This window comes from Syntrophorhabdaceae bacterium (genome assembly GCA_028698615.1).
GTDB lineage: Bacteria > Desulfobacterota > Syntrophorhabdia > Syntrophorhabdales > Syntrophorhabdaceae > Delta-02.
On the sequence record JAQVWF010000036.1, the window covers coordinates 1 to 21,760 of the forward strand.

14 protein-coding genes and 1 tRNA gene are annotated in these 21,760 nt (G+C 51.8%); all 15 read right to left on the minus strand.

All coding sequences use genetic code 11. From position 1 onward, the window contains the following. Positions 1–242: 242 nt before the first annotated feature. Positions 243–644: a hypothetical protein gene (locus PHC90_11000; protein MDD3846872.1), complete on the minus strand. Its 402-nt coding sequence runs from the start codon at positions 642–644 to the stop codon at positions 243–245. Beyond that, entirely contained in the window at positions 644–1,138 is a 495-nt protein-coding gene (locus PHC90_11005; protein MDD3846873.1) for a hypothetical protein, read from the minus strand. Before PHC90_11005 ends, PHC90_11000 begins: the two co-directional genes overlap by 1 nt. Beyond that, positions 1,135–1,926 carry a TIGR04255 family protein gene (locus tag PHC90_11010; protein ID MDD3846874.1) on the minus strand — a complete coding sequence of 264 codons (792 nt, stop codon included), beginning with the start codon at positions 1,924–1,926 and terminating at the stop codon, positions 1,135–1,137. Before PHC90_11010 ends, PHC90_11005 begins: the two co-directional genes overlap by 4 nt. A 197-nt stretch (positions 1,927–2,123) precedes the next feature. After that, positions 2,124–2,807: an MAE_28990/MAE_18760 family HEPN-like nuclease gene (locus tag PHC90_11015; protein ID MDD3846875.1), complete on the minus strand. Its 684-nt coding sequence runs from the start codon at positions 2,805–2,807 to the stop codon at positions 2,124–2,126. Beyond that, entirely contained in the window at positions 2,804–3,910 is a 1,107-nt protein-coding gene (locus PHC90_11020) for a DUF262 domain-containing protein (GenBank protein MDD3846876.1), read from the minus strand. The genes PHC90_11015 and PHC90_11020 overlap by 4 nt, the downstream gene beginning before the upstream one ends. A gap of 52 nt (positions 3,911–3,962) precedes the next feature. Further along, a complete protein-coding gene (locus tag PHC90_11025) occupies positions 3,963–7,307 on the minus strand; it encodes a Swt1 family HEPN domain-containing protein (GenBank protein MDD3846877.1) in 3,345 nt (1,114 codons plus the stop codon). Between the two features lie 3 nt (positions 7,308–7,310). Further along, on the minus strand, positions 7,311–10,349 hold the full coding sequence (locus tag PHC90_11030; GenBank protein MDD3846878.1) for a DUF1156 domain-containing protein: 3,039 nt from the start codon (positions 10,347–10,349) through the stop codon (positions 7,311–7,313). Beyond that, complete coding sequence (locus tag PHC90_11035; GenBank protein ID MDD3846879.1) at positions 10,333–14,562, minus strand: ATP-binding protein; 4,230 nt, start codon at positions 14,560–14,562, stop codon at positions 10,333–10,335. The genes PHC90_11030 and PHC90_11035 overlap by 17 nt, the downstream gene beginning before the upstream one ends. Beyond that, positions 14,559–18,137: a helicase-related protein gene (locus tag PHC90_11040; protein ID MDD3846880.1), complete on the minus strand. Its 3,579-nt coding sequence runs from the start codon at positions 18,135–18,137 to the stop codon at positions 14,559–14,561. Before PHC90_11040 ends, PHC90_11035 begins: the two co-directional genes overlap by 4 nt. Positions 18,138–18,430: 293 nt before the next feature. Continuing rightward, the gene (locus PHC90_11045; protein MDD3846881.1) at positions 18,431–19,369 is read right to left on the minus strand and encodes a DUF932 domain-containing protein; all 939 of its coding nucleotides are present in this window, start codon (positions 19,367–19,369) and stop codon (positions 18,431–18,433) included. Between the two features lie 22 nt (positions 19,370–19,391). Further along, positions 19,392–19,889: a hypothetical protein gene (locus tag PHC90_11050; protein ID MDD3846882.1), complete on the minus strand. Its 498-nt coding sequence runs from the start codon at positions 19,887–19,889 to the stop codon at positions 19,392–19,394. Beyond that, a complete protein-coding gene (locus PHC90_11055) occupies positions 19,886–20,383 on the minus strand; it encodes a hypothetical protein (GenBank protein ID MDD3846883.1) in 498 nt (165 codons plus the stop codon). The genes PHC90_11050 and PHC90_11055 overlap by 4 nt, the downstream gene beginning before the upstream one ends. Then, positions 20,353–20,976: a hypothetical protein gene (locus tag PHC90_11060; protein MDD3846884.1), complete on the minus strand. Its 624-nt coding sequence runs from the start codon at positions 20,974–20,976 to the stop codon at positions 20,353–20,355. The genes PHC90_11055 and PHC90_11060 overlap by 31 nt, the downstream gene beginning before the upstream one ends. A 256-nt stretch (positions 20,977–21,232) precedes the next feature. Then, positions 21,233–21,314, minus strand: a tRNA-Leu gene (locus tag PHC90_11065). Between the two features lie 232 nt (positions 21,315–21,546). Next, a partial coding sequence (locus PHC90_11070) for a tyrosine-type recombinase/integrase (protein MDD3846885.1) occupies positions 21,547–21,760 on the minus strand: 214 nt, incomplete at its 5' end.

Consider the following 21,760-nt stretch of genomic DNA (forward strand, 5'->3'; position numbering starts at 1 on the left):
ACATCCGGCAAAAAAGTGGGGAATTAACCTGGCCCCGCCAAGTGGGGAATTACCTTGGCCCCGGTGGTGGGGAATTACCTTGGCCCTAAAGGGCATTTAGTGGGGATATACCATGGTCCTCGACAGTCATTGGTTACAAAATAGTTACAATCGCAAGATAAGTTTCGTTACCTCTTGTTATTTCAAATGGACGCAGAGAAAGTGCACAATAAGGCATTATAGGGTGTTTCTCTTAAAGGTTTTCAGGTTGTATAACGTGAGAAAATAGCTGTGTTTGCAATTTCGAGGGCCTTCATTTTTTGTTCAGGTTTACTTGTAGGCCATCCTTTGACATTTGCATGATTTAAGTTCTCAGCCACAGGCGCCGACTGCACCAAAAGTTCTTGGCTCTTAACCACGGCTACAATTATATCGGCACTCCCATGGAGCGGACGTGATCGTTTTGCCGCTACTGCTCTCCCAATAGTCCAAAGTTCTTCTCCAGATAAACCTATACGTCGTGTCACAGACAAATCGAGATATGGGTGTGGCATGAATGCTTCTGGTTTGACAGTATTATCGTTGCGTATCCAATTATTGAACACTACAAAACGGGCTAATTCTTCAGTATCTGATATTTCTTCTGGTACTGTACCATTTGCCATTACCGCACAACCTGCCCTATTAGACCTATGATGGGTTCAGGCATTCCAACCGTGAAGGGTTCGGTGCCATAAGCCTTCCGTGACCCGATTATGGCCGCATAATGAAGAAAGCCTTCAGAGTCGATGCTTACAGATAACACTCTCGACGTTGAACGATACCATTCAAATACAATATGTCCGTCTGGTTCTGCGCTGACTGAAGGAACAACAGTATGAAGAGGCAATGATCTAAGGAAACGAAATCCTTCATCAAAAACCGCTTTGGTCACAGGTTTTGCATTTTCTCCATCCCAGCCCTCTTCAGCACATTCTTCGGCCAGTTCAAAGAGTTCGTTGAAAACGTCGAAAGGCTGCAATCCCAAGGACACCGGTTCCCTTAAGTATTCACAAAGGTCATCATTTAACCACCTGAGGATACTTGCTGTATCACTGAAACCCAAGGAACTCTCGTTTAAAGCATCCATGGCACAAAAAGAAGCTCTGGCAATGGTCATCTTAAAACCTCCATCAAGCTATCCGTTATGGATCCAAAAAATGCTTTATTTTTTAACCAACGCATCTCTTCCAGATATCCCTTTATTATCTCGCTACTGGCATCAAATGTATCGTTTCTAAGTACATCGATATCAATTATTAACCCTACGTCTTTCCCCTCGGGTCCCTGCGGTGGTTGTGTTGTTTTGACGATTTTAATCAAATATGGGTGTTCTGGTATCGTTAGAGTCTCATGATGCAAAAAACCTGCAAAAGGTACGTCCAAACCAATGGGAGGGACAGGAACAATTCTAAGATAGTCAGTTAGCTCAAAACTATCCAGAGGACATGCCAAACGGTTGATGAAGCGAAGACCAATCCTTAGCGCTTTGCGTGGTCTTGTTAACTCAGAGTATATTTGCCATAACCGAAGTGCTTCGGTAATAAATTCTTGCCAGTCAGCATACGGTTGAAGTCTGCTAAAAACAAATCCATCTCTGTTAAACTGAGCAATATGGTGGTTGTCTTCAGACTTGAAGCGAAACCCCTTTAATCCCATATCCTTAAATGTCTGCTTGGCTGGCGCTTCCGATGAAACGCCAAATTGGAATTCCTGTTTGAATTCCTTTTGCGATGTAAAGACTGGATATTCAGGAAGTCTTTCTTTAAGTTGACTTTCTACCTGGTTTTCATCCCATGGAGATTCCAGAACAACTCGGATCTCAATCACTGCCTCAGTTATTGGAGCACGCGAAAGGTGAATAAATTCTTCCGTCTTATTTATTACGAACCTTGGATGTGAATTCATATTGTTTATATGTATATAATACATATAAGGTTGAAAATAAAGTCATTTATGCTCTCTAAATTGCCATTGTACTCGTACTGATCCATCGTTACCACCCTTTCCCTCTGGTAAGTCGGTCTTGTCAGACCAACTTACCAGAGATCGTTCTGGGGGTGGGTCATTTTTCGGTGCTCATTTGCCCGTCAGGTGGGTCAGTTTTAGGTTATCATAACCAAACCGGTCATGCAGTCAGGGGTATCTCTTTTAAACTTGTTCATTGCGGCCGCATTCTCTATATCGGTCTTGTATTGACGAAGCAAACCGATGATTTCCTCTGCCAGATTCCTTAATTCACCTGCAGACAGATCAAGATACTCTCCATGAGCAATGTTATTCCGTCTTCCAAGAAGGCTTTCATCTATAAGGTTGTACCTGGTCTCATATGCTGCAGGGTCTATTCCAATTGAAAGAGCGATATTCGCAAATACTTTTGAGTTTAGATTCGATTCTGTGTTAATAGCACTTTCAATCTTTAATTGAGCTCTACTACTGAGTTCAGACAACAAGAATTCTATCGCCGCAACATTAATATGTGATTTTTTTGATTGGGCCACTTCACTAAGCTTTTTCTTCAGACCGAAAACAACAAAACAATACGAAAGCTCGCTGTAACGAAGGCCTTGGCAATCTACAAAATTAACATAACTCATCGAGGCATTCTTTACAAAGCCTTCCCAATGAGCATAAAGAAGGGGAATCGCAGGCCGTATAAGCGTTTTGATAATGATCTTTCGTTCAATTCCACAGATTGATAGTTTTAAATTAGCTATCTCTTTAATTCGCCAAGAAAACTCACCATCAAGATAATCTTGGAGCATCGAGAGGTTTCTGATCTTGTTCATTGCTGGAAGAACTCCTCAGCCATAGGAAGGAGCCTGGTTAGCCTCGTAGTACCTCGGATACCGGCACCAGAGTTTTCTTTAAAAATGGGATTGTTCCACAGGTCTTTAGCCTTCGTTAGAATTAAGGCTTTCTGTTCTTCCACTTCGAGCTGTTCCAAGTCATCGAGGTTCTTTGATACACCTGTTGCAATTACTTCAAAAACAGACATTAGAAACATACCGCGGAAATCATCCCTATCCCATTTTTTGAACGCTTTATTACCCATTGCCCTACGCAAATTTTTGAATGTGCGTTCAAACACATTCTTCTCCGCATCAGCCGGAAAAGCTTCGTTTGTAGCCATTTTAATCATCGCGTCATCTAGGTATTCGTGGACATCCAATCCAGGCTGATAGGGAACATTGCGAAACGCAAAGAATCGTAAAGCCAATTCCACTGCTGCCTGTTTATTTTTTGCCGTCTCTGTTTGATCAATAGTTTTCAAGAAATTTTCATTCGCGGCGCAATTAAGAAGCCAGCTATAAAATGTTTTATTAAGCATAACAGCTATACAATTTCGCACTTCCTGTTCCGACAGCTCGGCGCCACCAGTATTAAGTCTTTGAAATAGCTCATATTTAGCTTTAGGATCACTTCCCTGTTTGAGAATTTCAACCCGTATTCGTGCACGCTTAATTTGCAATTGTTGATTCTTTCCAATACTATCATCTTTCTCTTGGGTAGATTGTTCCCACCGTCTATTACTGAGATCGGGAAGGTACTTCGTCCCTTCTAAAACGGAAGGCGCCTTTAAATTTCCGTCAGCGTCCCACAAGACTCCAGCAAATTCAAAAACGGTAGATAGCCGCTGAAGCCCGTCAATAAGCTCCCAGACTCCGTCCTCGTTTTGAAAAACAAAAATGGGAGGAATAGGAATTCCGAGTAAAAGAGATTCTACAAACCGAGTCTTTCGAGAAATATCCCAACGGAAAAGACGTTGAAAATCTGGATTTATGATTAGTTCTTTATCCTTATACAGATTCATTACTTCACCAAAAGACATATCGTAACCATCTGTAAATATGGTCTTCCTAGCTTCTATTATTTCGGTCTCTAAAGACATTGAGCCAACCTCCTCTTGATAATTTCGTATGTGTGACAATTGCATTAATCTGTTATTCTTTCTCAAATCCCTGGCTCGTGAATTTCAATGTTCGGCTATTCTCAGTGACCGTACGGACCACATTGTCCGGTACACCTGCCGGCACCTCGGCCTCCACCTCGAGCGTAACCGTTACTTTGGCGCCAACCAAACCGGAGAGGTGCGCTATGACCTCATCGGCGATGCGACTGGCATCTCTACCGACACGGGTAGCATCGAGGGTGACCGTGCCATGGAAGCGTTTTACATTTGGAACCACAGGCTCGCCCGGAGGTGTGCCGGTAGGACCAGTGTCCCCTTCGGGCTTCATAGGCCCTTCGCCGCCGGCAGTAGGATCAGCGGGTTGACCACCTTCGGTCGGTTTCTCATCATTGATCTGTTTTAAGGCTATATCTGGTTTAACGAGCAGTCCTGGGACGTTGCCGTCTGCAAGGTTTACGGGTTGCCCGCCGCGCAGGCCGAGGTAGCGACCGGCGGTTTCGTCGAAGCCTTCGGCATAGGCAAAAGAATCATGGTACCACAACATTAGGCCCAAACCATCGGTAACGGCACCGAGCAGGACCGATGGGTCCTTGAGCCGAGGGAGGTAGACATAGCGAGCAAAGTCTTCGACAAGTTGCTTTATCGTCACATGGTCCCCGCGCCACAGGGGTATTTTATCCAGTTCCATTCGCAGCCGCGTGGCGCCAAAACTGGTGATAAGTAATTCATCGTTCTTGAGCTTCTTGCTTGCCCTAACGGCAAGCGCATCTTGGCCTGAAAGCCTCACGGCCTGCCACTCTACCGCCACCTGCGGCGTCTTCTGTGTTGGTGCCAGAAGCCACTGGTATGTTTCCGGCAGGCGTGCTGTCACGGCACCATCAGCCGCCGCCTTCTGGGTCTCGGCCTGTTTGACCTGTTGCGGGTCGAGATTGAGTGTGACTTTTTCTGTGAGGATCGACTCCCATGCAATGTATCTCCGAACTGCCTCGTCAAGGTCCTGCAAGCGTGTCTTGTCGGCTGCCAAGAATACAAGGGTATTGCGATACAGCCGGGGTGCGTTGCCGCGGGACTCAAGTATCGCTTTCGCCGCAGATTCGGCCGGGTTTCCTGGTTCCTTGGTGTAGGGGTGATCGACCCCCAGCACGACCAACCGTGTGTCGAGATCATCGGGCACGTCCTGCCCCGACTGCGGCATGGGGTGGATTCGGTTAAAGTCCCCCTTACGCTCCAGGTCCTTCCGTAGGCGCCCATCCAACTCCTGTACGACCTTGTCGGGATCACGCCTTAGTTGCTCGGCACGATCTTCGGCGAGCTTGGTGACCGTAGGTTGAGTTGAGTACCAGTACCGTGGGCCATCCTGGTAGAGAAAGGTGGCCGAACCGGCAAGCCTTCGGAGGGCATCTCCGAATATTGCTGGTGATTCACCCGGCATCACGCAACCTAGCTTCACCTGCCGATCTTCAAGTCCACGGTGTGCAGCAGATGTGAGGGGGGCAGATCCCATGTAGATGGCACGGGCCACGCGCCTGCAGGCAGCGAACTTACCGAGGTTCGGTAACTCGCCATCCAGCCTCAACGGCAGGGAGTTCGGACCGTCGACGTCCTTTTCAATTACCGGTACCCAGTTGTCAGAAAGGTAACGTGTCAACTCAAACTGGACCCGCGTGTCATCGATGGAGATGTTGGCCGGCAAGATGAGCGGATTCTTGTCTCCCTTTTCCCATAAGCTGTGGATCACCGCCGCCATGAGCCGCAACACCCCCCGCGTGCGCTGGAACTTTGCCAGAGTCGACCAATCGGTATAGAGCCGGTCAAAGATCTCGGGATGGATCGGGTAGGCCGCTTTGATGCGTTTCTCGTAGTCTGCGTCGCGGCACTCTGGTGGGAACTCGGCCTGCTGCGTCCGGTAGAGGTCTGCGAAAGCCCGGGCTACCACGTCGCGGTCCTTGAACTGTGCCGGATCAGACATGGGCTCGAACAGTCGCCGCCTGACAATTTCAAAACCTTCCTCGGCACTGGCTGGACGCCACGAAGACTCCACTCTCCCCACGACGTTGCGGAGCCGGTCAAGTGCCTCACGACCACGCTGGCCGCCTACCTCCGCATCGTCTGCCTGCGCGTGCGGCGATCCCGAGGTGTCTGAGGCCGGAAGGCTGATTATGAGAAGACAATTGTTGGCGAGCTTCGTCGATTCTGTGAGCACTTGGGCAAAGGTGAACTGTGTCTCGAAGCTGCCCGCGGGAAGATCGCTCTGGTCGTGGAGTTGGCGGGCATAGGCTACCCATTCGTCAATCAGGATAAGGCACGGCCCGTACTCGATGAACAGTTCGCGCAGGACATCACCGGGGCTGGTGGCTTTTTCGTCGTCTGCGGCAATGCGGTTATAGGCCTTCCTGCCGCCGAGCTGCCAGGCAAGCTCTCCCCAGAGTGTACGCACCACAGTACCGTCCTGCTTTATGACGGGGTTGCCCGGGGAGATCTTGTTGCCAACTAGCACGACGCGTCGGACGGACGGCAATGTATTTGCACTGGCTTCCTGCATGACCGCGTCGATACCAGAGAGTCCCGTGGGAGAGATACCGGAGAATAGGTGGTAAAGTGCCAGCATGGAGTGCGTCTTACCGCCGCCAAAGTTGGTTTGGAGTTGCACCACCGGGTCACTGCCCTTTCCGGAGAGGCGCAGGACGGCGCCAACGAGCATCCTTTGCAGACTCTCAGTGAGATAGGTACGGCGGAAGAACTCTGCTGGGTCCCGGTACTCGTCCGTACCCTCGCCCAGATGGACCTGCCAGAGATCGGCAGCAAATTCGGCCTGCTGGTATCGTCCGCTGGCTACATCCTTGTGGGGGTTGACCACTTCACGCCAAGGCTTGAGATTGCCTGTTGCCGCACTCTCGATGGCGGTGCCTGCGCTCTTTCGCTTCTCACCGCGTACCTGCTCATCGAAGCGCAGCCTCAGGAGTTCCATCTTCATCTTTTCTATCTCTTCGCCCTGTGGCGCGGATACGGCGTTTAGGAGGCGTCCTGCTGAATCTAGAACGCGATAAGTATCGTCACTGGAAAAGGACTCCTGGTGTGCCCATCTGTTGCGGTAGTCACGTAATTCGCTTACCAACGTTCGCTCAGTCTGTCCGAGGGTCTTGCGAAAGACCGAGTTCCATTGGTTCCACATTACGAGAAAAATTGTGGCGATATCCCCTAAGGGGTCGATCTTCATCCCGGCAAGACCCATCTGTTGCGGAGGGAGATACGTTTTTACCTCTTCAAGCCAACCCTGCTGATACTGTACTTTCATTTCTCGTTCGACAAAAGGTCGCAGGCCATCCTTCAACAGACTAAGTGCTTTACCTGCACGATCATAATTGGTCATGGCCATAGACTATTCCTCGTTCCTTTCAAATAGTGGGCCTTGTGTTCCCGAGGAGCTGTCGGAATCACGTGCCAAACGGCTGATCTCCGGCCAACTTTGAACAAGACCGTTGTAGGAGAGCGCCTCGGCTGTCCGCTTCTTGCGCTCGCATATTATGTATAACCGATAGGCCAACTCGCGAGCAATCTCGGCCTTCGACCCCAGCCTTGCAACTAGGGTTGCTGCCGCAGGTTCGCCGCCAGATTCGAGCGCTTGTATGAGCTGATGTACCATCTCCCAAGCTGTTATTCGCTGGTCATTCGCTGGGTTCCAGTCGACAGAGAGTTCATTGGATCTTAACAACTGCACCTTACCACCTTTCGCGGTAAGGATGCCATCCTGAGCCATGCTTCGTATGCTCGTGTTCTTGGCTTTAGAAAGTGTCTCGGCAACGCCATACTCACCCTCGGCAAATCCCGACTGCTCGAACCACGCCAAGGCCCAGCGGCTGTCAGCGTCGAAATCACCTTCTTGCTCGGCCAGTACTTCGTCGAGGGTCTGATTGATTAAAGCCAGTGCCTCGCGCACAGTGAGAGGCTTACCCTCTGCGTCGAGTACTCTTGAATACTGAGTGTAGACCGCCATGCCTGGTCCGATGGCTGCTTGTGCCAAATCCACCGGAGCAATATTGCCACGCTGGAGATGAGCAAGGGCTTCGGGGAGTTCTGATTTAAGCGTGGAGATTAAGTCGCGACGGGTGGCTGTAGGCGCATCTACCATGCGTTTATGGCAGACGAGAATGATGCTTGAGGCAAGGGCGCTTACCTTTTTCTTGAGGTTTCCCGTCAACTCCGTCCGTATCGGCCATGTACCCGTAATAGCAAAGCCGGCCCGAATCACTGCATCAATAAATGTCTCCCAACCGGTACTTGTGACACCGTTCACACCATCATTCTCAGACTGCTTAAAGGCGTAATAAATGGTGACAGGAAAGGCTGGGTGACACTGCTCAGCAAGCCGGTGCATTGCCTTTGTCATACCATTTAGAAAAAAGGTCTCAGCCTTTTCTTTGCTACCATGGCGGTACGGCGTGGCGACCAGTTCCTCCGCCTTCGGCACGGCAACAGTAGCAAACATGTCGGGAAAGACATCGTGCAGCGAGCGACGTAGCCAGATATAGAAGAAGTCCGACAAATCAGCATAGCCGATATTGTCATAATAGGGAGGATCCGTTGATACGATTTTATCGGTCGAAAATATCTGTTGCTGGGCATCTTGCTGGAGAGCGAACCCGGGTACTCGGGTAAGTGACACGTCGACGCATTCTGCCGGGAACTTCAGTTGACCGAGCCAATTACCACTTGAATCGCTGAACGGATTGGACTCACAAAAATCCCAAGTCATCGGTAGCGCCTGTCTGCCAAAGGCTTGCTGGATTTTTTGGCTTGTGTTATCCCAAAATGAAATTGTGCAAGTGCGATTGGCTTGTCTGCTAACGGTGAGGGCAAGGTAAGTACTTACTGCTTCCGCGTACGCGGCACCACCCCGGCCCCCATCGCGTAAGGGCACGTGATCGTCCGGTAAGCCAGCGGCGACAGCATCAAGTCCAATTTGCTCACGCACCTCTCGCACTAGGTCGGAGAAGGTTGTAAGCGCCACGAGTTGGCGAGGAGTGAAGAGGTCACCGTACGTCTTTAGGCCGTAGAGCGGCGGCGAAAACCAACGCGGGTTTGCCGGCATTGGGACTTCAGGCATCCATGTTGGTTTTGCCTTCAGCAAGATGTCTTCCATTTCAGGTATCGGCGCGATATAGACCCGAGCGCGTTTACCCTTGACAACGATTGCCATTAGGCGTGCTCCCATGCCACCGCCGTTAGCCTCGGAATAGATGTAATCCGATGACATTGGCACCCGTGACATCAGGCATTTGAAGTTCGCACCTCGCCCTAGCTTAGTACCGTTCTTCACTGTGTCTAGATCCTTCGGTTTACCTACCTTCACCGCAAAGCGGTATCCTCCGTTCTCGATCACTGGTTCGACGTAGGCCTCTTTACCCGTCTTGGTGGATAGCATAAAGGTAGAAGCCAGTGGCACATCTACATTGGAAAAAGCGGGATTGGGACTCTTCACCGTACGTGCCCAGAGCCATGCGATGACAGTGAGTCTCTTACCCACATATCTCTTCAGATCCGGTCGTTCCTTCGCCATCTGAGCCGTTACCTCAATTTTGGGGTAAAGATCACCGATACGTTTTTCGGCCTCGTCGTGCATCAATTTTCCATAGTAGCGCACGTCTTCCGCGAGACCATGGGCACCATTCCATGTCTTATTGAAAAGCTCTTTATCCCTTCTCGCCTCCGGGTTTACCGGCGGTTTACCGACAAACCTTGGTGGTATCTCAATCATCGCCTTGTTGATCAGCACGGCCACCGGGTTGAGATCACTTGCGTAACTCTCCAGTCCGAGTCGCTGTGCCTCAAGCGGCAGCGCTCCGCCTCCGGCAAAAGGGTCGTGGAAAGCGGGTAACTTATAACGGTCGAATAACTCCTTTGCTCTCGGGTGGTCAGCATTTTCCGCACAGGCCCGTCGCCAACTCTGCCAGATCTCATCACGGGCTCTCTGCAGTACTCCTTCGTTGGTGGTGTTCTCCCACAAGACGAGGTCCTCTATGATACGGAACAACCGTTCCCGTTCGATATCCGCGATACACCCCTCAAGCGTGGGTTCCGGGCCCGGATCAGGCGCTGATTGATCGTCTTGCGGACGGGCCTCATCATATCTGAGCTTGCGCTCTTCCCAAGCACTTTTTCGTTTGCTGAGTTCCTTGGTAGCCACCCGTTTCTTGTTCGGATCACTCATGAGGGTTTCTATGTATCCGGACGGGTCGTCCACCATCTGCGCAAAGATCACCGCCCGCGCCGCCGCCAAGGGCCTCCGCGCCCACCACAGATGCAAGGTGGATGGATGGCCATGGCGGATAGATTTTTCCCGTGCAGAGGCCTTGTTTATTGCATCTAGTGGAAGTGCGACCTCGATGAGCTTTTTCTTAGGATTATTCTTCATCGTCATTTCTATATACCAACCTGTATGTTGCCGGGTAAAGAGCAATCTTGCCGTCAGTGCACATGGATCGCAGTCGGTCGCCCGTTATCTCCTTGGGATTGCCTTGCCTGTCTGAAAGAATAAATGCATGGGTTTTAGGATGGTTGTCCACCATTCCCCATATGTCTGCCTCTACCTGAAGCGGTCCCTGCTCCAGACAGTGATCTCTTGACCAGTAGTAACAAACAAGTTCACCAGTGCTTGTTCGTCTAGCCCATGGGAATCTATGATCACCATGCGTCTTGGCAATCCAACTGCCGTCAGCATGATAAAACCGGTCATCTCCTTCTTTTATGAAGCCACGGCTTTGTGCGAAACGCTCGATGATGCTTGGTTTTGCCGGTTTGGAACCAGGTGTTTCCTTAGAGTGCGTTCTGTTTTTTCTGTCCGTCTCGCCTATATTCTCTCCACTGTCTTCAAGGGAATGCTCGTCTTCACTCTCGGACTGAGACACAGCATCAGCTTCGCCGATGTCTTTCATCCTTTCATGTTCGACGCCTGTTTCACCGGATGGAGGTGGGACGGGCTCACCGGTATCTGTTGGAATATACGCCTCTGCTTCTGAGACGGATTCGCCGGTCGAGGACTCAGTTGCCTCGCGCGGTGCTAGTTTGAAGTTTTCCGTGAGATACTCTGTCACATCTTCACGTGTCCTGTTGAAACAGTAGTTGAGGGCCGCCGTGACATCAGACCGGCCAAAAATCTTTCCTAATGTATCCGGGACAAGACGCGCCAGCTTGGCATTTGGAAGAATGTCGACATAAAGAACCCTGTTAAGCCAAACAACCTCGGCACGCCTCGCGGTTCCAGCCGGGATCCCGTTAACGTAGGGAACGATTTCAAGTTCCGATGAGGTCTGCCAATCGGTCTCCGCCAATTCGGCAGCCAACTCCTTGATACGGACCGTTCCCGCTGTGCCATCAAGCTCGATACGGCGAAGATCGATGCCAAACTGGTTCAGCCAGGGTTTGCGTTCCGGATTCTTAAGAAAATATGGACTGATCTTGAATCTATCTTCTATTTGACTCGCGAGAGATACCAGACTGTTGAACGGGCCTGCTCCAGCTATTTCTACCGGTAGCCGCTGAAAATCAGCCGTTTTCTGCTTTACCCACTCGTGGAGGTGACTCCAAGGAACCAAGGTTTGCATGGTCAGCGCAAAATCGAGTGTGCCAGTTGGCACCCATTCACCCGCCAGGTTGAGCCAGTGACTGCACTCGCTCCAAACACGCTCAGAATGGCGCGGAAGCAAAGCTTTCACACGCCGGGCGTCATCTTGGGAAAGTACAGTTCCAGAATCCAATTCCTTTAACCATTGGATGGCCATATCAGGCGTGGGGCGCTCGGCAACACCGACCTTTGCCCATATTGACAGGTCACGGACGGAGTCCCGAATTACCGCCGCACCGGGCACATCGTCTTCGTTTAAGGACAAAAATACGCCGGATACTCTGGACCACCCCGAGTTCTCGGTAAGTATGATCTCCTCTTCGCTGAAAACCTTTTTAATTTCCGCAAGAGCAGTCGTAGAGCAGGTCTCAATCATTTGATCAAGACGGATATACCATTTATCGACCTCATGAACAGGTGGCTTGTCTGCCATTGCCAGTGCTCTTAGCCGGTTCAGCAGACGGTCTGGACTCGTAGGCGTCTCAGAGACGCCGAGCAATTTGAGCAGCGGCCGGGTGGCTTCTGTGTCCAACCGACTATGAATAAATGCTTCGACGTCGATGACTGACTCTGTTTCCGGTGTTCGTCGTAGAAGGTCGGTTGGTTTTCGGTAGAACCCCCTTGTGTCCGGCAGACATGGGACATCGCGCAGCCTCAGGACCCAGGTTGGGAGCAAACCAGAGGCAATTCTGCGCTCGTAGCCATTTGATGCTCTCTGGTAAGCTTCAGCGCTCTGTGCTTTTGATCTTACCGATTGGGTGAGAATTAGTTCGCCAACTTGGCTCCATACATTCGTATCCTTTGTCGCCAAATCTACCCAATGGTCCCAAATACTGTTGTCGAAATCCCAGTCTTCAATCCTAAAACTATCATATGTATACGCATAATGGACAGTGTCAGTCAAACCACGTTTACGAAGATCAACCTCAAGCTGTTTGCGGCTCCAGTAGTGTGAGAACTTCCGAATGGGTAGTACGAAGGAATAGAGTCGTGCACGACCCGAATATATCCACCGCATCCATTCATCCCGATTGCATGAATCGTAAGATTTTGAATAATCACTGTGGAGCAAGTGTTCCTCGCGCCAGCTCTTGCGAAATAGTGTCTCCAAGGTTCCATCATTATCGAAAAGCAAAACTTGATCCGTTGAATGGGGAGTACCATTCTGCGTAACAAACCGGAACAATTTGCCAGTATTCGCATTAAGCTTAGCCGCGATCTGAGCGAACCGAATGCAATCGCCCAATGAAACTGGTTCCTTGGCAAAAAACTTCATTGCGACCCGTTCTATAGTTGCTGTAACATCACTCGTTTGTTCGAGGTCGATTGCTTTGAGGATGGCATTAGCCGCGTTAATATCGGTTCGAAGGCTGTTATCTTGACGCTCCTCTGCATCGCGGTACCGTTCTGCAAGAAACCGAGGCCAATTTTGATTCAGTACCAAAAGGTGCGCGGCGAGAAAATCCCAGTCCATATCAGATTGCAGTAGCTTCTTCTCTCCCAGACGCACGACTTCATTGGCCGAATAAAGCACGTCCTTGCCCTGAACGGGAATGATTCGGACTTTCTTCCTGTCTGCGTCATCAAAACTATACTGAACAATAACAGGTGAAACATAGGCCCAGAGTCTTAGCAAGGCATGCCAAGATTTTGGTTTTGGCAAATGCTTTCTCTGGAGAGTTCTGAGAACATGGCCCCTATTTATCTCTTCGGTGAGTTTCCAGTTAACCAGCTTTTCCTTATTGATTCCTGAAAGGTGCCGAGAGAGTGGGGGTCGGCCCGCTTCATCGAGAAGAAGAGATGCTTCCTCGGCGGGCCAAACATCAAACAACACTTCAGGTATGATAACGCTTTGACCTGCTGGCGTAAGATCTCCAAAATCTGTCAGTAGGAAAGCTTTCCCTTCTATTGCGGCATCGAACGTCTTTTCTACGGTTGTAGCACACACCCCCTCCAGGGTATTATCGTTACGATCCACATCAGGAAAAAACCCATAGGCCTCAGATCTATCAACAAGACTTGTGTCATTCTGTTCCAACCATTGCAGCATGATGGATGCCGCCAGCGATCCAATCCGTTTAAGAAGCCACCTATTTGTGGGCGAGGTTTCCACGTCCTTGATCTTGAGGCGGGCTGGATCTTGGATAAATGGTGCATTGCAGGCGAAAGGGAGCTTTGTTTCCACGCCAGTGGGTAGGACGACGTAAAGGCGACCCTTTATTCCAAGGACAATTTCAACCTTGCAGGGCGGAAAGTCTGATCCCTGATCATCCCCAAGCAACCGTTCTTGTGCAATTTCTGCAAGCGCGTCGGTTGGAAAATATTCCTCCTTGGATCGCGCGATGAGATATGCTCGATCTGGACCATCGTGCAGCGCTATCCATTCAGTATCAGGAACGGGACCTGGGCCAAAGCTCCCCCAATGTACCTCTTGAGGCCCAACACGCAGGCAACGAATATTCCTGAAGAAAAGAAGCGACAATGGGCTTGCCAGCCATTCCTGAAGATTCTTCTCAACCTCATTCTGACGGTGCTCATCGCTTATGGTGACACGAACCCATGTTTTTCCTTTGGTTTCGTAGCCTTGATCCATCCATCTAGGTTCGGTAAACCTTTTTCGATCAAAAGAAACCGAAAGAGTCGGCGTATAAAGCTCGACGGTATCACCGAGACTGAAAGTACTTTTGAACCCAATACCACGAAAACCAATGGTATGCAGAGAACGTTTGTTGGAATAACCAAAGCGGCAGAGTGATGCAAAATGCTCTTTTGTGAAATCATCACCATTGTGCTCGAAGATAAATACGCGATCCTCAATACGAACTGACGCTTCTGTCGCTCTTGCATCATCAGCGTTCTGAAGAAGCTCCGACAGGATGTGCCTCGGACTTTGAACTTGCTTGAAAAGCTGGTGCCAGGGCCCCGCTAACTCGGGATCTGCCTCCAATTGGTCCCAGCGTTGAGAAGCACGCTGGCGTATCTCCGCGAAGAACTGAGGTACATCATTCATCGAGATTCTTCCGCTTTTGCCAACAACTCAGCGAAATCGTAGTTGACGCTCGTAACCCCGAAGTCCGGCTCCCTCTGGAAAGGCTGACGTACATAATGGACACGGTGAGAGTCGCTGTCGAGAAACTCTACGATGGCGAGAATATAATCGTCGGGCTTATTGAGAGAGTACAGGATCTCATTGCGGGTCACGGTGACAGTCGGCGCGCCCGTGACGCGGCCCTTTACTTCGATAAAGCGTAGCTTGCCGGTTCCCCTTACGCGGCTCTCAATATCGTAACCGAGCTTATCGAACTCCCGGTCTGTCGGCTCGAAGCCCAAGTTACGCTCAACCTCCATGACGATTGCCCGGGCTTTCGCTGCCGCTGCCTGGGTATCTGCCGGGGACGCAGCTATCGTGCCGGTATCTCCCTTAATAGATTTCAGCAGGCCTATGGGCACAACTAACAGGCCTCCTAGCACCACGGGCGGCAGGGGCGATATTTGGGCTTCCAGTTTGAGGTCCGCCAGTCGTTTCTGCAGACGTCCTTGCAGGAGATCTGCACGCTTGCGGGCCTCTCCCGAGTTGAGCCGGTCATTTTGTTTCCCCGCTTGTTCCTGGAGCTTGAGCTCCTCGGCCCGGTGGTCCCAATAGGTGATCTCCTTGGTGAGACGGTCCTTTACCGCTGCTTCGGTCTTGGCAATGAGAGAGAGCCTGTGTTCCCGGACCTCTTTCAGGTGTTCCGGTACGATGTCCGCCACTGCGTGGCCCTGGGCCTTCGGTTCGAGGTCGCGGGTGATCCAGACACACTCGGGCCTGTTAATGAGCGTCTCTATATCCGGTTCACTCGCATCGAGTGGCCGGTAGTCGAGGTAGGGGGCATAGTGGGCGTGGCGCGTCATACCGTCGGCGTTGAGTTCGATATAGAACATCCTCTTGGAGATGATTCGGCGTTCGCCGGAGCGGGTGAGGCTGGCATCCTGTATCGTATGTTCAAGATAGAACAGCACCCGTGGCTGGCTGCCGGTATCACGTTCGTCCACAAGCACTGCACCGCGCTTCAGGAGATCCCTGTTGCGCTCAATGGTCAGATCAATGACCGAGTCGAGCAGTGGATGGCCCGGGCAGATAAAGGCTGCCAGCACCTGTCCCTGAGGGGCTACCAGCGACTTCTCGAAGGCTATGCGCTCATATCGTGGCAAAACAGGTTCGCCGACACCAATCAGCCTATCACGGTTGCGCACAGCGGCGGGCACGTGTTTGACCTCGTAACGGCGAGGCTCACGAGTTTTCGACGATCCACCCAGGAGGCGGAAGGCCTCGAGGAAAAAGGATTCGATATAGTGAGGCTGCAACCGGCGGGCCTCGGCGCGTTCCATATCCTCACGGACCCGGTTGACACCGCTTGCGTCCATGGCATCCCGGACAAGGGCGCGGTCTTCGAGCAGTGTCTGGAGCTGGCCGCGATCGAGTGCGTTCTCCACAACCGTTGTCAGACGGGCCCGAACTTCGGGCTGGTCACCGTAGCGGATCGCCTGGATCAGAAGATCACGCAGCGGCATACCCTCGAACTGGAGCTTACCAAGGACGTCGAACACCTGTCCACCGAGGGACTGGCGGGCCTGTTCCAACTTATCGAGGAGCTTATGGTACACATCGCCTTCGCGGGTCTCTTCGGCCACCAGGTTCCAGAGGTGGCATACCTCGGTCTGTCCGATACGGTGGATACGGCCAAAGCGCTGCTCGAGACGGTTAGGATTCCACGGCAGGTCATAGTTCACCATCAGGTGAGCACGCTGGAGGTTGATACCCTCACCTGCGGCATCCGTTGCCAGCAGTACCTGGACCTCAGGGTCGTACTTGAACGACTCCTGCATCTTCATGCGCTCCTCGCGGCCCATACCCCCGTGAATGAGGACCACAGATTCCTTTCGGCCAAGCAGGGTGGTAATCCGGGCTTCGAGATAGTTCAGTGTGTCGCGGTGCTCGGTAAAGAGAACGAGCTTCTGGTGGGGTGAGGATACGGGCCGCGGTGTCTTGCCATTGCTCTGTGTGATGGCCGATCCGGTTCCGTCGCCTGTGGTAGTACTGAAGATCGCGCTGAGAAGGCTTGCCAACTCGCGCCACTTGGTATCCGTGCCGCTTCGTCGAACAGCGAGGGCCAGTGCTTCCAGGCCACTGAGGGTCTCGATCTCGGACTTCAGCTCTGCGATGGACCGTGCGGCTGTTGCCTGATCAAGAATCTCCTCCTCGGCGGCCTTAACCTCGTTATCGGGTGCGTCTTCTAGGTCCTCAACATCTTCCGCGTCCAAGACCGAAAATGCATTTGCAGGGACCGATGGAGCGGTCTGACCTGCACGATGGAGCACTTCCATCTCGCGCAGCTTCTTCTCCAAGCGTTCCCTGCGGCGCTTCAATGACTGGTAGATTGCCTCGGGGGAGGAAGCGAGCCTCCGCTGCAGAATGGTGAGAGCAAAACCGACAGTGCCTGCGCGCTTGTCGTTCTCAAGGGCCTCAGCGCGATTGAACTCTTCTCGGACGTAGTCGGTGACTGCCTTATAGAGTTGGGCTTCCGCATCAGAGAGCTTATAGGGTGCGGTATAGGCGATACGTTCGGGGAAAAGCGGTGTGCCATCGAACTTGAGCAGGCTCTCCTTCACCATGCGGCGCATCAGGTCAGAAACGTCGGTTGTATGGACACCATCACGGAAACGGCCCTCGAAACGGTCGCCATCGAGAAGTGCCATGAAGAGCTGAAAGTCAGTCTCCTTGCCATTATGTGGTGTCGCCGTCATAAGAAGGAAGTGCCGTGTGAGCGTCGAAAGAAGCTGACCGAGCCGATACCGCTTTGTGTACTTCGTTTCAGTGCCGAAGACCGTTGCCGACATCTTGTGTGCCTCATCGCAGACCACAAGGTCCCAGCGGCAATCCGGTGCCCGGAGCTTTTGCTGCACGTCCTCATTACGCGAGAGCTTGTCAAGGCGGGCGATGACCAGATTGGTCTCAATGAACCAGTTTCCGGTATGTGCGGATTCGAGTTTGTCGTTTGTGAGAATCTCAAAGGGTAGGTGGAATCGGCGGTACAATTCGTCCTGCCACTGTTCGGCGAGGCTGCCAGGGCAGACGATGAGACAGCGCTGAAGATCACCACGGGCAATTAGTTCCTTGATAAGCAGGCCCGCCATGATGGTCTTGCCTGCTCCCGGATCGTCGGCAAGGAGGAAGCGCAAGGGTTGCCGCGGGAGCATAGCCTCATATACAGCCGTGATCTGATGGGGCAGTGGGTCAACAATCGACGTATGAACGGCGAGTACGGGGTCGAAAAGGTAGGCAAGGCGGATACGGTGCGCCTCGGAGACAAGGCGGAACTGGGCACCATCCCCATCGAAACTCCATGGCCGACCTTGTTCTGCAAGCTCAAGCCGCGATTCATCATCGCGATACAGAAGTTCGTTAGCGACCTTGCCCGCCGCTGTTTTATATGTCAGTTCAAGTGCCTCCGTCCCATACCACTGGACGCTGACTACCGTCACCAGACAGGAAGGAAGGAGACCGCATACTACTGCATTGGGCTGAAGGTCTTCAAGTCGGATCATTCAGACGCCCGACCTGATGTCCGAACCGCCGACCCGACGTTCAGATCAACAAAGCGGATGAAAGTTTTGCTGGGGTAGTAATGCATGTTGCCGTAGTACTTCATTGAGACCCCCTAACCCGTGTGAAGGCTCAGATGTTAACCTACGTTGAAATAACTGGAGAGCTTCTCACTTATTTAATGAAGAATGGGTAGCGGCATTAACCGCCAATGATATCCCATCAACCTTTTACCCCTTCAGCCTTGGAAATTCAAGGGAAATCACCTAAAAAGGGCCCATTTTAAGCATTCCCCCTAAGCCGCCATCTTGATCGCCACATCGAGCGCTCTTCTGCTCACCTGGGAGCTGTCACCATACCAGAGGCTGCCCAGGGTATTGTCCTGATTCTTCCCCCGGAAGTAGTTGAGGTACTCGGTAACCGCGTTATAGGCACCCCAGTAAGTGTGGCCAGCCATGTCGCTGCCTCTGCCCTGATCGAAAAGATAGGCGATGTTCGGTATGAGTTCCTTGCCGCCCTTGTCGGGAAGGGAGAAAACGATTTCTATGTATCTTTCGAGGTTATTCCTGTCGATCTTTCTCTTTAAGAGTAGCCTGTATTGCTCGATGGCGGCGTAGAAATCTCTCTTGGCGAGATCCATGATCTTCCGAATGTATTCAAGGTTCTCAATAAGGCGTGGGGTATGTCTTGCCCGCAGCAGCTTACTGGCTTGCGATTCATGGGCAAGGCAGAGCGTGTTGTTACATACCACCCGGATAGGCGTGAATCCCACCCGTACCGCAAGAGAACCGTCGTGGGCGGTGGAAAGAAGGATGTAATGGGCTATGTCATCCGCATCACCGACCGTCATCTCTCCGGCCCTGATCTTTGCCAGAACCCAAACCATGCTCCCGCCTTTCAGACTTCCGGCGGTCTCCAGGGTCACATCTCCCGTATCAAGAAAGGGCTGAAAACATGCGAATACCTCCCTGTTCTGCAATGGGGTGTAGTCGGGGCCGACGACACCAAGCACGGTGTCATCCTTTTGCCGGCATACGGCGTATTGGTCGACTATGCCGATTCTTTCGCCGCGACGATCCTCCGTAAAGAGGTGCCTGAGTTCCACCTCCCAATCGAGCCCCGCCGCAACGATGGCTTCACGAATACTGACCCTCTTTCCTTCCGGTATTCTTCTTCCCAGACCGTGCCAGGGTTCTTTTCCTACATACATCATGCTTTCGACAAGGTGTGCCATGTTTCCCCCTTTCAAGTCTCATCTATATTCCAACTATTGCGAGCACCTTTCCTGTCTTGATGCAATCCACAGCCTTATCCCGGATACAGGTCAGGATCTTCACCAGATCATCGCGGATATCGCTCCAGCTCTGATTCACAAACAGCGTCCTATCGTCATCCACCGTTCCATCCGTAAGATAGTAGTCGAAGGTGTATGGGAATCTCTGCCGGAATTGGGCCACCGTAGACAAGGCACAGAAGCTTTCCATCTCGCTTTCGAGGTTCTTGATCAGCATCCCGAGATCTTCCTCGCCGCGGTAATAGCTCAGGTCATAATAATCGAAGATATCCCGTACATGAAAGCACCTGAATATGTTCTCCATGATGTATTCGCCGAATTGAAGGAACTGGAATCTTTCGTATATCTCGGGGCTCGGCCAAAGTATTTCCTCTGGGAAAGGTTCGTCAATTACCAGGAAATCAAACAGGGGGCCGTCACTTTCCAGGATTGACGTTGTAAGTATCTTGCATGTGTTCATCGTTCCTCCGGTCTATCCCTGTAGGGATGCTTTTTCTCGATCTTTTCCCATGACGTCGCTTGTCTTCTCATTTCACGCCATTGTGCCAGTCTTGCCAGGCATTTTGTGAAAGTATCCAGATAGAACCCGAACGGGCCGATGTTGAAATCCTCCCGTTCCCCCTGTTTGAAACCGTCCGCCCTAACAAAGGCCTCATAAAGGGTATCGAGGTACTGGTCCCTGTCGAAGCAGTATTCTCCTTCCGGCTTGGGTTCGACCACTTTCCATATGATCAGGTTGTTTTCATACCTTACTTCCTGAGGAACGAAAATCCCGGCACATCCAGGTTCACCGCAGCTGCAGACATAGAAGTCGTGATCTCCGTCGTTGACTATGCTCTCAACAAGGGTACGCCAGTCGATATGGAAACCCGGGTATACTTCAGTTCCGTCTATGAGGAGTCTCTCCTCACCCCCGGGCTCGATCACCGCCCTGAAGACGTTAAGGCTAGCCATGCCATCCATCCTTTCTCTCCCATATATTCCCTGAACTCCTTGCTCTCCACGATGTGCCCTGCCCGTTTCCTCACCTCGGGCATCTTGCTCTTGCAGAGGCCGCGGAGCAAGATCCTGCTCGCCTTCGAGGTCTTTGCGAATCGGGCGATCACCTCCACGGCGCCAAGCTTCAGTCTGACGTTGTCCTGCAGATAGATGTAGGACAGGACGCTGCGGAAGGTAGTGACCGCCTTGGTCCCGTAGTGCGTGAGGGCAAGAAAGCACATGGCAAGCCACGTCTGGTAATGGTCGACCAGACCCTCCCTCCTTGCATAGTCCAAAAACGTCTGCAGAATGGGCACCGCCTCTTTTGGATACGCGCCGGCCACCGAAAGGGCTTCGGCAGCGAGGATGCGGGTGAAGATATCGTCGTCCGCAAGGAGTTCCCGCAAGTGCTCCCTGACGACCGCATGCTCCCTGCTGTAGGCACGCAGTTCGGTCACCGCCCGGATCCTCATCTCGGAATTTGGCGCAGCCTCCTTGGAGAACCGCACAGCGGCGAAGAGGGTCTCTGCTGCAATGGCGCGATGTCTTTCTCCAATGTCGTCCGGCATATTAATCCCCCAGATGGGATGCACTGGTCAGCCCTTGACCTAGCCTGGTATATATCATGAAAGGGTGACAACACTGTGTCACCGGCACCGCAAAGCCAATGGAAACCCTTACGATAAAAAATCATCCCGCTAATGTATATCCGTGATATGGAGAAGGGAAGAAAACCAGCGTCGGTCCTGATCCAGGCATAATCGAGTTCAGGAACCACGGCTAGGAAGATGAGAACAAACCGGAAAGCCTTGATAATCAATACAATGCGAGAGAGGGGACTTGAACCCCTATGGTTTAACCCGCTGGATCCTAAGTCCAGTGCGTCTGCCAGTTCCGCCACTCTCGCGTGCTTGATATTATTACGTTTTCTGTGAGCGTGTCAATCTCGGAACTGCAAATTGTAGCAAAATTGTAGCAATTCCCTCCGAAGGTCCCTGTGGAAGCACCTTTTCGGAAACCAGCCATGTATTGCTGGGGCAGGGTTTTGCCCCGGACGGGACCCTGCAAATTGAATTGTTTGTCCAGTGTGTCTCGCGGCCGCGGAACTTCCACCATAGGGATATGATTCGTGGTCTTTCTCACCGGTGCGCCCCCTTGCTCTCCATTGTAGCAAAACTGTAGCAGGTATCGAGGACCTCCACGCTACCACGGAGACTTTCCGGATAATGGTGGGCATAGCGGGTGGTCATGGCGAGCGTCTTGTGACCAAGGAGTTCCTTGACCTTGTAGAGGTCCACCCCGTTCTGGACGAGCCGCGTGGCAAAGGTGTGCCTGAGGTCGTGAAAATGGAAG